Origin of the sequence: Janthinobacterium saanense (assembly GCF_014200675.1) — a bacterium.
Taxonomy (GTDB): Bacteria; Pseudomonadota; Gammaproteobacteria; order Burkholderiales; family Burkholderiaceae_D; genus Janthinobacterium.
Genome location: NZ_JACHCI010000002.1, coordinates 488,326 through 502,037 on the forward strand (window position 1 = coordinate 488,326; position 13,712 = coordinate 502,037).

General features: G+C 62.2%; 11 protein-coding genes. 3 read left to right on the top strand and 8 right to left on the bottom strand.

Translation table 11 applies throughout. The annotated features are described in order from the left end of the window. Positions 1–65: 65 nt before the first annotated feature. The gene (locus HDE72_RS05045; RefSeq protein WP_183737617.1) at positions 66–968 is read right to left on the bottom strand and encodes a LysR family transcriptional regulator; all 903 of its coding nucleotides are present in this window, start codon (positions 966–968) and stop codon (positions 66–68) included. A 112-nt stretch (positions 969–1,080) separates the two neighbouring features. Here HDE72_RS05045 and HDE72_RS05050 point away from each other — a divergent pair, with 112 nt between their 5' ends. After that, entirely contained in the window at positions 1,081–2,586 is a 1,506-nt protein-coding gene (locus HDE72_RS05050; protein ID WP_221291158.1) for an MFS transporter, read from the top strand. On the opposite strand, the gene HDE72_RS05055 is transcribed toward HDE72_RS05050, so the two are convergent. Beyond that, positions 2,555–3,103 (bottom strand): CPBP family glutamic-type intramembrane protease, encoded by a 549-nt coding sequence (locus HDE72_RS05055; protein ID WP_183737618.1) that lies wholly within the window; start codon positions 3,101–3,103, stop codon positions 2,555–2,557. The genes HDE72_RS05050 and HDE72_RS05055 overlap by 32 nt on opposite strands. A gap of 72 nt (positions 3,104–3,175) precedes the next feature. Beyond that, positions 3,176–4,804, bottom strand: a complete 1,629-nt coding sequence (locus HDE72_RS05060; RefSeq protein ID WP_183737619.1) for a methyl-accepting chemotaxis protein — start codon at positions 4,802–4,804, stop codon at positions 3,176–3,178. Between the two features lie 294 nt (positions 4,805–5,098). Between HDE72_RS05060 and HDE72_RS05065 the strand changes: the two genes are divergently transcribed. Both HDE72_RS05065 and lpxO read left to right on the top strand, forming a co-directional pair. Further along, positions 5,099–5,989, top strand: a complete 891-nt coding sequence (locus HDE72_RS05065; RefSeq protein WP_183737620.1) for a helix-turn-helix transcriptional regulator — start codon at positions 5,099–5,101, stop codon at positions 5,987–5,989. Positions 5,990–6,041: 52 nt separating this feature from the next. Then, positions 6,042–6,941 (top strand): lipid A hydroxylase LpxO, encoded by a 900-nt coding sequence (lpxO, locus tag HDE72_RS05070; protein WP_183737621.1) that lies wholly within the window; start codon positions 6,042–6,044, stop codon positions 6,939–6,941. 78 nt (positions 6,942–7,019) lie between these two features. On the opposite strand, the gene HDE72_RS05075 is transcribed toward lpxO, so the two are convergent. The 5 genes from HDE72_RS05075 to HDE72_RS05095 form a co-directional block, all read right to left on the bottom strand. Continuing rightward, the gene (locus HDE72_RS05075; RefSeq protein ID WP_183737622.1) at positions 7,020–7,589 is read right to left on the bottom strand and encodes a DUF1439 domain-containing protein; all 570 of its coding nucleotides are present in this window, start codon (positions 7,587–7,589) and stop codon (positions 7,020–7,022) included. Positions 7,590–7,826: 237 nt separating this feature from the next. Continuing rightward, entirely contained in the window at positions 7,827–8,738 is a 912-nt protein-coding gene (locus HDE72_RS05080; protein WP_183737623.1) for a hypothetical protein, read from the bottom strand. A 118-nt stretch (positions 8,739–8,856) separates the two neighbouring features. Continuing rightward, positions 8,857–10,212 carry a PEP-CTERM-box response regulator transcription factor gene (prsR, locus tag HDE72_RS05085; RefSeq protein WP_183737624.1) on the bottom strand — a complete coding sequence of 452 codons (1,356 nt, stop codon included), beginning with the start codon at positions 10,210–10,212 and terminating at the stop codon, positions 8,857–8,859. A gap of 15 nt (positions 10,213–10,227) precedes the next feature. Next, the gene (gene prsK, locus HDE72_RS05090) at positions 10,228–12,273 is read right to left on the bottom strand and encodes an XrtA/PEP-CTERM system histidine kinase PrsK (protein ID WP_311735185.1); all 2,046 of its coding nucleotides are present in this window, start codon (positions 12,271–12,273) and stop codon (positions 10,228–10,230) included. After that, positions 12,270–13,658, bottom strand: a complete 1,389-nt coding sequence (locus HDE72_RS05095) for a TIGR03013 family XrtA/PEP-CTERM system glycosyltransferase (RefSeq protein ID WP_183737625.1) — start codon at positions 13,656–13,658, stop codon at positions 12,270–12,272. Before HDE72_RS05095 ends, prsK begins: the two co-directional genes overlap by 4 nt. Positions 13,659–13,712: the final 54 nt, after the last annotated feature.

Consider the following 13,712-nt stretch of genomic DNA (forward strand, 5'->3'; position numbering starts at 1 on the left):
CGTCTGACCCCAGCTCTATATTCATCAACTAATATAGAGAACTTCGTCACCGTATGGCGCACCAATCACAGCTCCCTCACGGCCCCCCCGAAAACACGCTCCTGAAAGTGTTCCACCAGAAAATCAATGAAGGCGCGCAGCCTTGGCGGCATGTGGCGGCTGGCCGGCCACAGCAGCCAGAAGCTGGCTTGCTGCGGCGTGTAATCGTCCAATACGGTCAATAACTGGCCCGCCGCCAGCTCGCGCTGCACCGTAAAGGCAGGCAGGTAGGCGATGCCCTGCCCCTGCACGGCCAGGAAAACGCGCATTTCCACGCTATTGCAGACCATGCCAGGCGCTAAAGGCAGGCCCTCGTCGGCCATCGGCCAGGTTTCCAGCCGCCCGGTGGCAGGGAAACGGTATTGCAGGCGCGCGTGCTGCACCAGGTCCGCAGGGCTGGCGGGCCGCCCGTGTTGCGCCAGGTAGGCAGGCGAGGCCACCAGCAGGCGGCGGAAGGTGCACAAACGCCGCCGCGTCAGGCCGGAATCATCGAGTTCCCCGCTGCGCAAGACGGCGTCATAACCGTCACCCACCACATTGACCAGTTCGTCCGAGAAATCGAGATCGAGCTCGATGGCGGGATAGGCTTGCATGAAGGCAAGAATAACCGGCTCGAACAAGCCGCTATACCGTGGCAGGCTGATGCGCAGCCGGCCGCTGGGCGCGCTGGCAGACTCGCTCAGTTCCTGCTCCGCCGCTTCCACCTCGGCCAGGATGCGCTTGCAGCGGTCGAGGAATTTCTCGCCTTCCGCCGTCAGCGCCAAATGGCGCGTGCTGCGCTGGAACAGGCGCACGCTAAGGCGCGCTTCCATGCGGGCCACGCTCTTGCCCACCGCCGACGACGACAAGCCCAGCTGGCGGCCGGTGGCCGAGAAACTGCCGCTGTCGGCCACTTGCACGAACATCGCCATGCCATGCAAACCTTCCATGCTGCTCCTTAATTAAGGACAAATTTGTCCAATATGTTGATCAGTGTAGCCCATTTTTCTTTAATCATGACAAGACCATACTCTGCGCTCTTTCTTTACGTATGAGTCCGCCATGCCTGTTTCGCCCCCTTCCCGACTATCCTTATTGCTGCAAGTGCTGGCTGCCTGCCTGAGCGGATTGCTGATACCGCTGTGTTTCACGGGCCCGGCCGTCGTGCTGCCCGCCCTCAGCGCCGAGCTGGGCGGCAGCGCCTCTACCCTCAACTGGGTCATCAATGCCTACATCCTCAGTTATGGCAGCGCCATGATGGTGGCCGGTAGCCTGACCGATGTGCTGGGACGGCGCCGCGTGTGGCTGGCGGGCTTGCTGGTGTTTTGCGGGGCCACCGTGGCGATTGCCGCCGCCCCCAGCGTGCCAGTCATCGCTGTGCTGCGCTTCGTGCAGGGACTCGGTGGCGCGGCCGCATTTGCCGCCGCCATGTCGTCGCTGGCGCCTTTGTTCCAGGGGGCGGCACGCAACCGCATCATGAGCTTACTGGGCACCACTTTTGGCCTGGGCCTGGCTTTCGGCCCGCTGGCGGCCGGCGCCATGCTGGAACTGGCCGCTTGGCCAGCCGTTTTTTACGCCACCGCCTTGCTGGGCCTGCTGGGCTTGCTCCTGGTGGCAGTCAGCGTGCCGGCCGACAAGCCACAGGCTGCGGGCCGGCTCGATTGGCCAGGCGCCCTCAGTTTCAGCGCAGCACTGGGCCTGCTGACCTTTGCGATGCTGCTGGCGCCCGAACATGGCTGGTCCAGCGCCGGCGTATGGCTGCCGCTGGCCGTGGCGCTGCTGCTGTTTTGCCTGTTCATCAGGATCGAGCGCAAGACGCTCCAGCCGATGCTGGACTTGTCGCTATTTCGCCAGCGCCGCTTCGTGGGCGTGCAAGTGCTGGCCGCCTCGCCCGCCTTTTTGTTCATCGTGCTGATCGTGATGCTGCCGGGCCGCTTTATCGGCATCGATGGTTACAGTCCCCTGGAAGCGGGCCGTTTGATGATCGCCCTGGCCGCGCCGCTGCTGTGCGTGCCCATGCTGGCGGCCCTGTTATTGCGCTGGTACAGTGCGGGTACCTTGTGCGCGGCGGGCTTGCTGCTGACGGCCGCCGGCCTGGCCTGGCTGGCCGTGGTGATGGCCGATGGCAGCGGCGCCACGCTGGTCTTGCCGCTGCTGCTGATCGGCGTCGGCATAGGCTTGCCCTGGGGCTTGATGGATGGCATGGCGCTGAGCGTGGTAGAGCCAGCACGGGCCGGCATGGCGACGGGCATCTTCAATACCGTACGCGTCAGCGCCGATGGCGTGGCGCTGGCCGTGGCCGGCGCCGTGCTGGCAGGCTTGCTCGCTACGCGTCTGGCGCAACTGTTGCCGCCTGGCCTGCCCTTGCTGGCAGCGGCCAGCCGCGCCGCGCTCGGTGATTTACAGCAGGCGGCCGTATTATTGCCGGGCCAGCAGCACCTGTTGCGCGCAGCTTATGACAGCGCCTTTTGCGAAATGCTGGCCTGCTTATCCGGCCTGGCAGTGCTGCTGGCGGCGCTGGTGAGGTATTTGCTGCTTAAGCGTCCAGGCCAAACGATATCGCGATGAGTATCGCCGTGTTATTGCAGGCGCGTGAAAAAGCCGTGGTGGTGTAGGCGGCGGCCACGCCCTGGTCGCGGTAGCGCAGGTAGACAAAGCTGAACATGGCGCCGGAACCGAGGGCGACGATGGCGTGCAGCAAGCCGCCGCTCAGGTAATGGATGATGCCCCAGAAGATGGCGCCGATAAATATGCTCCACGGCCGGTTCACGCGTATGCGCTTGAGTATTTCCAGCGGCAGCAGCTGGCCCAGGAAGGTTTCCAGTATCGGCGAATAAATGATGACCCAGAACACCAGCAGCGGCAGCGACATTTCGCGCTTGAATTTGGCCAGCCCCGTATGCGCGCCCCAGTACTGCGGCGGCAGCAACCATTTTGTCAGTGTCAAAATAGCAAAACACAGCACGCAGGTCAGCAGACCCCAGCCCAATCCGGCCAGGGCCAGTTTCAACACGGGCGGCGACGGCTTGTGAACCAGCTCGATACCTTCCGGATTGACAACTTCATCGTTGCTGCGCGCTTGCATGGTGTTTCCTGGCAGTGGTCCAGCTTTCATTGTAGCGTGGAATAGCCAATCCGCACGCTACAAGCAGCTCGCTTACCTGGCCGCCAGGCGCAATGGACGCTGGGGACTTTGCGCTGGCTGCGCACGCACGGGACGCTGCACGCGGCCAGGCGCGTGCGCCAGCTTGAAGATGCCCACTTCCTGCTCCAGTTGGGCCGCCTGCTGCTGCAATTCCTGGGCAGCGGCCGCCGCCTGTTCCACCAGCGCCGCATTTTGCTGGGTGACCCGGTCCATGTCGACGATGGCGCGGTTGACCTGTTCGATGCCGGAACCCTGCTCCTGCGTGGCGTGGCTGATCTCGGCCATGATGCCCGTCACCCGGCCTATGCCGGCCACCACTTCATGCATGGTGGCGCCCGCCTGTTCGACCAGCACCGTGCCCGTGCCGACCTTGCGCACGGAATCGTCGATCAGCAGCTTGATTTCACGCGCGGCAGCGCTAGACCTCTGCGCCAGGCTGCGCACTTCCGTGGCCACCACGGCAAAGCCGCGTCCCTGCTCGCCGGCGCGGGCCGCTTCCACGGCCGCGTTCAAGGCCAGGATATTGGTCTGGAAAGCAATGCTGTCGATCACGCCGATGATGTCGACGATCTTGTTCGACGAGGCGTGAATCAGGCCCATGGTCTGCACCACTTCGGCCACCGCCTTGCCGCCCTGCTCCGATACCCTGGACGCTTCGCGCGCCAGCAGGTTCGCCTGCTGGGCGTTGTCGGCGTTCTGGCGCACGGCCGTAATCAGTTGCTCCATCGACGAGGCGACTTCTTCCAGCGAACCGGCTTGCTGCTCGGTGCGCTGCGACAGGTCGCGGTTGCCCGAGGCGATCTCGGTCGACGCGGTGGCGATGCTTTCCGTTCCCAGGCGCACTTTGCCAACGATGGCGGCCAGATTATCGCGCATGGTCTTGATGGCAAACAGCAAGCTGCTGTCGTCGCCGCAGCGCGTTGCCACCTCGATATCGAGTTCGCCATGGGCGATGCGGCCCGCGATGGCGGCCGCGTAAGCCGGTTCACCGCCCAACTGGCGCAGCAAGCCGCGCGTGATCACGATGGCAATCACGATACAGACCAGCACGCTGACCACGGCCAGCAGCGCAATCCAGCGCAAGGAATGGCTGTAAATGGCGCGCGCGGCGTCGCTGGCCAGGTTCGATTCACCCTGCACCGATTTAAGCATGGTGTCGATATCGAGCACGATCTGGCGCCGCAAGGGGCTGCATTCATGGACCAGGAAACTGCCGTATTGCTCCATCTGTCCCGTTTCGCGGAACTTACGCGGACGCTGCAATTCTTTCGCCATGGCCTTCAAGCCCCTGCTGACCTTGTCGAATTGCGGATCGCCGGCAAAGCGGGGCGCCAGTTGGGCCAGCGCATTCAGATAACGGTCCTTCTGGCGGTCGAGGATATCGAGTTCCTTGTCGGCAGCCTCGCGCTCATGGAAAATATAGGCATTGCGGGCGGCCAGGCCCGTCTGGTCCAGCGCTTCGCGGGCCACGTACAGCGGTTCGAGTTTTTCCTGCCGCACCAGTTCCTGGGCGCTGACCGCGTCCGCGATAGCGCCTATGCGCAACAGCGCAAACGCCGCCAGTAGCAGCATCAGCACGATCAGCGCGCCAAAACCGGCGGAAAGGCGAGCGCCTATCGTCAGACTATTCAGTGTCTTCATTGGGTATCCTATGTCCAGCTGTTAATCAGTGATTGCTTTCCGCTTCCTGCATGCATCAGGAATAAACGGATAGAACGCGTCAGTCGATGTGCCATGCCCTGAAATCAAGGAAAAATCAGGCATAGCTTGCTTCTAACTGGCGTTTTTTGGGCAGTCAGCTTTGCTACGGACAATCGGTGCGATGCGGTCTCACGCGCGTCCGCGTGAGCGGTGCAAACTATATCCCACCAGCAATTTATAATAGTTCCACAAGTCCATAATTAATGTCTTGACGTACATCAAGTAGAGCAACAAATGTTACCAATAGACAATCTTTCTTCTCTACTAAGCCAACATACGCTGCAGGCCCACGTCTTTTTCAACGGGAGTTTCTGCGGCAGCACGCGCTTTGAAGAAGATGGCGAAGGCGGCCATCTGCATCTGGTGCGCAGCGGCCGGGTTCTACTACACCATCGGCAACGCGAAGCGCTGGAAGTAAGCGGCCCTGCCCTGGTGTTTTACCCGCGCGGCCTGGAACATCAGGTGCAAGTGGATCAGGAAGACGCCTTGCTGCTATGCGCACGCATCCGTTTCGACGGCGGCGCCGGCGACACCCTGGCCCTGTCGCTGCCCGAATGCATGACGGTCGCGCCCAAGCAGGTTGATGGCATGGCGGCCAGCCTGGCCTTGCTGCATGAGGAAGCGGAGCGGCCGGGACCGGGCCAGCAAGTGCTGCTCGACCGCGTGTGTGCGGTAATCGTGACGCAATTGCTGCGTCACGCCCATCGGCACGGCCACTTGCATACCAGCGTGGTGGCCGCGCGCGTGGACCCCGGCCTGTCGCGCCTGCTGGACTTGCTGCACGATGAGCCGGCGCAGGCCTGGCCGCTGGCGCGCATGGCCAAGCTGGCAAACATGTCACGCAGTAAATTTTCCAGCCATTTTCACGCCACCCTGGGCCTGACGCCGGCCGATTACCTGGGCGAGCGACGCATGCTGCTGGCGCAAACCCTGCTGCAAAAAGGCGCCAGCGTGCAAGCGGTGGCGATCCGCGTGGGCTACGCCAGCCAGTCCGCCTTCAGCAAGGCCTTTACGGCGCGGCGCGGCATGTCCCCTCGCGCCTGGCTCAAGACCAGGAATAAATCGCCTGAAAAAGTCCTGGCTACGGCAGACACTTCACCATTCCTTCACCGCGGTGAAGGGTAAGCCCGTGATTAACTGTATATAATTGCCCCATTCTTTACAATCGGGGTGTGGTATGAAGTGGGCCTTGTTGGGCATTTTTGTAATTTCTATTTTACATATTCATTTTCGTGGCAAGGTGCGCCTGCCGTTCCGTCGTCAATTGTTCGACCATTCGTCGTTCATGGCGCCGCTGAACCTGTTCATGCATGTCTTTTCGAAAGTCCCGGCCACGCCTTACCTGGCCGTTAGCGACTTCCCGGAACTGGCGCCGCTGCAGCAGAACTGGCACATCATCCGCGATGAAGCGCTGCGCATGCAGGAGCTGAAAAAGATCAAGGCGGCGGAAAAGAATGATGACGTGGGTTTCAATTCCTTCTTTAAATATGGCTGGAAGCGTTTTTACCTGAAATGGTATGACGCGAATCACCCGTCGGCACAGCAGATGTGCCCGCAAACCTATGCGCTGCTGCAATCGATTCCGTCGATCAAGGCCGCCATGTTTGCCGAGTTGCCCAAGGGCGGCAAGCTCAATCCGCACCGCGACCCGTTCGCCGGTTCCTTGCGCTATCACCTGGGCCTGCAAACGCCGAACGACGACCGCTGCTACATCGATGTCGATGGCGAACGCCACAGCTGGCGCGACGGCCTGGCCGTGATGTTCGATGAAACCTATATCCACTCGGCCCGCAACGACGCCGACAGCGACCGCATCATCCTGTTCTGCGATATCGAACGCCCGATGCGCTACCGCTGGGCGCAAGGCTTGAACCGCTGGCTGGGCCGCACCCTGATGACGGCCGCCGCCTCACCAAACGAACTGGGCGACCAGGTCGGCGGCGTGAGCAAGCTGTTCCGTATTTCCTGGGCCATGGGCCAGTACCGCCGCCAGTTCAAGGCGTGGAACAAGACGGCGTATCAGTTGTCCAAGGTAGGCTTGATCGTGGCCATCGTCGCTTTGATCTACTTTATCTGATCTACTTTATCTGACACTGCCAGTAGCAAACAAAACAAGCCGCCCTCGGGCGGCTTGTTTCATTTACAGACCTGTTGTTTACTTCGCCGGCTCAACCGTCACCACCAGGCCATCGCTGGTGGTCTTGATTTGCGTGGGCACGAATTGCACGCCGGCGTAGCGCAGCTCATCGGGCTTGAAGGTGTAGATCGGAGTTTCATGCAGCAGCTGGTCGGCTACCAGGCTGGCGATCTTGGCGAACTGGCGTTGCTGGCCTTCATCCATGCCATCGATGCCCACCTTGTCCACGCTGGCGTCGTTCAGATAAACGGCGTTGCGCTGCGGGTTGAAGATCAAGCGGCCCGAAATAGCCAGGCTGCCATGCCAGGACTTGCGGATGAATGGCGGCGCCACATCGGCGTCCAGCGACAGGGCGACGCGGTCGCGTTCCGGCTGCATGGCCAATTGCGGATGCGAGAGCTTCACATCGATCACGGACAAGACGCGCTTGTCGATAGGAAAGCGGCGATCCAGGCCTTGCTGCATCTTGCTCAGCGACAGATTCACATCGCGCGGCCCGATAAAGGTCGAGCAGGAAGCGAGCATGGTGCAGGCGATGGCGGCATAAGCCAGGGTTTTCAAGATAGGGCGTGCGGCGGTGGCTGTCATGGCGGTTTTTTTCAACATCATCAACAAAGTGCGTACATCTTACACACCTGTCTGTATCAACACAAACGGCGCCCACTGTGCGATGGGCGCCGTTTTTATTTGCTTATTTATTCAATATTAACGGACAAACAAGGCGATCAGGATCACGATGGGCAGCGGAATACCGAGCAGCAGTAAAAGAATCGAACGCATGGTTATCTCCTATTTAATTAGATGATCAGATGAGCGTGACAGGGCCTAAACCGTGACTTGGCGCAATACGCGTTCATGGTCGCGCTGGCGTCCGCCCCAGGTTGCCGCCAGGCTGGCCACAAAAGCGCCCAGCAACAGGGCCACGAACATCCACAGGGCCGTGTGGGCGCCCGCCTTGCGGGCTGTGTCGGCCGCTTGCTGCGCTTTCTCCTTGGCGTCGGCAGCGGCCTTCGCGGCGCGGTTGTAGACGGCGTCGACGCGCGCTTCGGCATCGGCCTGGCTCAAGCCTGTGCGTTTGGCCACCAGCTGGCCCAGATAGGCGCGGTCGTCAGGCGCCAGGCTGCCCGTGCTGAGACTGGTGGCGAAAATCTTGCCGACTTCGCCGCGCTGGTCAGCCGTATTTGCGCCGCTAGTTGCACTGGCATCGGTGGTGGGGGCTGCGCGCAGCAAGATGTCAGAAAAATAATCGAGCGGGTTGCCAGTATTGCTGGCACTGCCCTCGCCTGCTTTCGAGGCCGCCACTGCGCCGGCCGGCGCCACTGCTTGCGCCACGCCGCTGCCTGCTTCGATGGCGCCGCTCAGCACGGCCCGCGTGCCGCCAGCCAGCACGGCCACGGTAATCAAGGTAGCGACGGCCCAGGCCAGCAAGCCATGCGCCGTGTCGCGGAAATGCACTTCATCGGCATGCACATAGGTCCATTTGGTGCGCAAGCGGCCGGCCATATAGCCGCCGATGCCGGAAGCGGCCAGTTGCATGAAGGCCAGCCAGACGATGGTCGACACGCCGATGGCCGTGGCGTTGAAGGACCATGGCGACATGGACGACAGGCCCAGGCCCACGCCCAGTATCAGCAGGATGAAGGACAAAGCGGCAGCAGCGGCGGCGCCCGCAAGTACAGCGCCCCAGGAAACGCCCGCGTGGTTCAGGTCCGTCGCGGATAGTTGTGTAGCTTGCATAGATTACTCCCCAGGAACGTGGTTGGTGAGTCGCCAGCATGGCCCGCCGCCGTTTTCGCGTATGTGCGGCGTCGTACACAATCTTGATATTCATGCCATTATCGAAAGACCATGTGATCTACTTCACGCCGTGGTGATTCATCAGGTCGTACAGGGTGGGCCGGCTCACGCCCAGCAGCTCGGCCGCCTTGACGATATTGCCGTCGGCGCGGGCCAGGGCGCGCACCATGACCTTGTATTCGGCCGCCTCGCGCGCCTGGCGCAGATTGATGCTGTCTTCCAGCGGCGGCGCGTGCGGATTGTCCGGCAAGCCCAGGTCGTCGGCGGCAATTTGCGGGCCATCGCACATGATGACGGCGCGTTTGATGCAGTTTTCCACTTCGCGCACATTGCCGGGCCAGCCATAGCTTTCGATGCCTTGCAAGGCTTCGGCACTGAAATGCAGCGAGGGCCGCCCTTCTGCCGCGCAAAACTTGTTCTTGAAATGGTGGGCCAGCAAGGCCGCGTCACCGGCCCGTTCGCGCAGCGGCGGTATGCGCAGCACGATTTCACTGAGCCGGTAATACAAGTCTTCACGAAAACGCCCCTGCTCGGCCAAGGCCTTCAAATCCTGGTGCGTGGCGCACACGATGCGCACGTCGACGGCGATTTCGCCACGCCCGCCCACGCGCTCGATCACCCGCTCCTGCAAAAAGCGCAGCAGCTTGGCTTGCAGGACCAGCGGCATGTCGCCGATCTCGTCGAGAAAAAAAGTGCCGCCGTGCGCCAGTTCGATCTTGCCCAGGGTTTGCCGCGCCGCGCCCGTAAAAGCGCCCCGTTCATAGCCGAACAGCTCGCTTTCCAGCAGGTTTTCAGGAATCGCCGCGCAATTGATGGCGACAAAGCGCTGGGCGCTGCGGCTGCTGAGCACATGCAGGCCGCGCGCGATCAGCTCCTTGCCGCTGCCCGAATCGCCTAGCAGCATCACGCTGGCCGACGAGGGCGCCACTTTTTCCACGCTGCGGCACAGTTTCAGCATGCCGGGATCGCGGCTGACGATGCCGGCCAGCGGTGAATCGGCCTGGGTTTGTTGCATGCGCCGGTTTTCCTGCTGCATCGCATGCAAATAGAAAGCGCGCGCGATGACCAGGCCCAGCATGTCGGCGTCGAACGGTTTCTGGTGAAAGTCATAAGCGCCCAGGGCGATGGCCCGCAAGGCGTGGGCCCGTTCCTGGTTGCCCGACAGGATGATCACCTTGGTGTCGGGCGCCAGCGCCAGGATCTGCTGCAAGGTGGCCAGCCCCTCTGTCGCGCCGTCGGGGTCGGGCGGCAAGCCCAGGTCCATCGTCACCACGGCCGGCTGGTGGCGCCGCACCTGGGCCAGCGCCGCTTCGCGCTCGGACGCCACCAGCACCTCGTAGGCCGCCAGGCTCCAGCGCAATTGCTTTTGCAGGCCGGGATCGTCTTCAATCACCAGCAGTTTTTGCTTGCCCATGCTATTCCCCGACTGTTACGCCGCGTGCAGCGGCAAAATCACGCGAAAGGTCGTGCCCACGGCCGGCACGCTGGACACTTCCAGCCGGCCGCCCACTTCCTCGATATATACCCGGCTTTCAAACACGCCGATGCCCATGCCCGCCGTCTTGGTGGTATCGAAGGGCTTGAACAGGCGTTCGCGGATGAATTGCTCGTTCATGCCCAGGCCCGTATCGGCCAGTTCCACGACGGCCGTGCCGCTTTCCTGCCGCAGCCGCACGGCCACCTTGCCATCGCTGGCCGTGGCCTCGATGGCATTCTGTATCAAGTGACCGAGCACCCGTTCCAGCCGCGCCCGGTTGGCCAGCACCGTCAATTGAGCATCGATGATTTCCAGGCGCGGCACGGGCGCGAGACTGGCCTTGGCCGCCACCGCCTGGCGCAGCAAGGCGTCGAGCTGCAAAGGCGTTGAGGCCGGCGCGTCCAGGGTTTCGCCACGCGCCAGCTTTTGCAGCAGGGTTTTCATCTTTTGCACGGAATGGTCGAGCGTGACCAGCATGTCTTGCTGGAATTCGGGATTGTCGCGATGCTTTTCGGCATTGCTGAGCAGCAGGGATAGCTGAAACACCAGGTTTTTCAAGTCATGCACGATAAAGGTCGACATGCGGTTGAAGGACTCGAACTGGCGCGACACACTGAGGGTATCGAGCGATTCGCGGTAAGCCAGGTAGCTGGCCGCCTGGCTGCCGGCGATTTTCAGCACATCGCGAATTTCCCAGTTCAAGCCGATGCGCGTGCGGGGCCGGGCCAGCGCCACCACGCCAAACAGCTTGCCATGCAGCATCAAGGGCACCAGCAGCCAGACATGCTGCAGCGCCAGGGGCAGTTGCAAACCGTCATACACCTCAGGATGGCGTGCACAATCGGGCGCATCGATCACCCAGTGACGCGCTTCCAGAAAGCGGCACAGCGGCCCGGAAACTGGCTCGCTCCACGCTTGCGGCGGCCAGTTCCAGCTGGCGGCAGGTATCAACTGACCAGGCTCGCGCACTATCCACAGCGCGCCAGCCGGGCTTTCCACCAGCTGCGCCACGGCCTGTATGCTGCGTTCGCCCAGCGCCGGCCCATCTTCGGACAAGGCGCGCGTAAAGCGCAGCCATTCCTCGCGGTAATCAAAGATCGCCTTATAAAAATGTTTATTGATGAATACCTTGAGCTTGGCCCGCAGCGCGCCCGAAAACAGCACGCCAGCCAGCAGCAGGCCGGCGCCGCCCAGATAAGCCATCTGCATCAGCGCGCCCCAGGTGCCGCTGACATAACGCAAGTAATAAGCGCTGGCCGCCATCGCCAGCAAATAAATGGCCGAGCCCAGCAAGGCCGCCGAGCGGAACAGCATCTGCCGCGAGACCGACAAACCCGGCGCCCAGCCCGGATTGCGCGCAGCCGAGACAGCCAGCAGCGGCGCGCACAGGGCATTGACGACGCCGCGCGCGGCCCAGATGTCGTCATTGATGGCACGAAACAGCAAGGCGTCGCTATACAGGTAAAAATCGTAGGCAAACAAGCCGCCCACGCCCAGGCACGCAAACTTGATGCCCCAGCGCTGCGGCGCTGGCGTGTTGCGATACCATTGTTCCACCAGCAACATGCCGAGCAGCGCCAGCAGCAGCCGGCAGACGATGGCCGTGGTGCGCGCCGGCATGGCCAGCGGCGACAGCGGATCGGCCAGGGCGCACAGCCATTGCAGACTGGCAATGGCCACGAAAACCGCCATCGCCACTTGCAAACGGGAACGCGCAGGCTCTATCAGCAACAGCAGGAACAGCAGCCAGGCGCCCGTGCGCACGGTTTCCAGCAGCGTGCCGAAAAACGCTGTGCGCTGCCCCAGCAGCACCAGGATCACGCTGGCCGTAGCCCAGACGCCCGTCGCCAGGCAGGCGGCCAGCAAGGCGCGGGCATTCTGGCGCGCGCGCCAGTTGCTGATCAATAACAAGGCCAGCGCGAAGAAGGCCAGCGACGCCAGGCCGTGGCTGAGCGCCGCCGCGTCTGTGCTCGCCAGCAAGTCGGGGCCTGTCCTCACCTGCTTCCCTTGCCGAACAGCACCACCTGCACCGTATCGAGCAAGATCAGCAAGTCCAGGAACAGGCTATTGTTTTTCACATAATACAGATCGTATTGCAGCTTCCTCACGGCATCGTCGACCGATGCGGCATAGTGATAACGCACCTGGGCCAGGCCGGTGATACCCGGCTTGATGCTGTGGCGAATATTGTAATAAGGTATCTGCAGCTTGAGCTGCTCGACAAAATAAGCGCGCTCTGGGCGCGGCCCCACGAAACTCATCTCGCCGCGAAACACATTGAGCATCTGCGGCAGCTCGTCGATGCGCAGCTTGCGTATCCAGTGGCCCACGCGCGTGACGCGGCTATCGTTGGCGCTCGCCCAGGTGGGCTTGCCATCGCCCTCGGCGTCGCAGCGCATGCTGCGGAACTTCAGCACATTGAAAGGCAGGCCGTCGCGCCCTACCCGCTCTTGCTGATAAAACACGGGCCCGCCATCTTCCAGGCGGATGCACAGCATGGTGGCCAGCATCACCGGCAGCGCGGCCACAAAGATGGCGGCGCTGGCGGCCAGGTCGAACAAGCGCTTGGAAGCGGCCCGCACGAAACTCTGGTCAAAGCCGCCGCCGTAAATCAGATAGCTGGGCTGCAGGGAATCGATGCGGATCTGGCACGACTCGCGCTCGAAGAAGGTAGCGGCATCGATCACGCGCACGCCGCCCAGCGCGCATTCGAGCAATTGCTTGACGGGAAACGCGCCATTGCGCCTGTCGCTGACAGAGACCACGATTTCCTGCGCATCATAGCGCTGCGCCATGGCCAGCAAGGACGGTTCGGCCGGCAGCAGCGCCGAAGCCGGCACGCAGCAAGGCTCGCCAGGCACGTGGATGCAGCCCACCACCGTGAACTGGTGGAAACCGATCTTGCTGGCCGCCAAATCCATGCATTCGCGGGCCAGGGCGCCATCGCCCACCAAAATCAGCCGCCCTTCCATCAGGGTCGATTCCGACGACTTGAATACGGCCAGCCGCGCCAGCAGCACGCCGATGGCGCCCAGCGCGAAGATGGCCAGGCTGGCGCGCCCGAAATGCAGGGAAGGTATCACGCGGATCAGCAAGCTCAGCAAGGCAAAGCCCAGCGCAAACGAAGGCATGATGCGCAGCAAGGTATTGCGGATATCTTCGCGCGAGCGGTGCTGGTACATGCCCAGGGTACTCATGCTGAACACCATCACCAGCGCAAACGCCAGCGCGGACAGGTAGATGTCGCCCGCATGCACGATGCGGCTGGTATCGACCAGCCAGATCAAGGAGGTCAAGGTAGCGGACAGCAACAGGATCAGTATTTCCAGCAACAGCAAGATAAACGCCGTTTTTGAGACGTAATGGCTGAATATGCGGATCATGTGTGCCTCCTGCAGGAAGAACAGTTCGAACCGTTCGGCCGGAAACATGGCGAC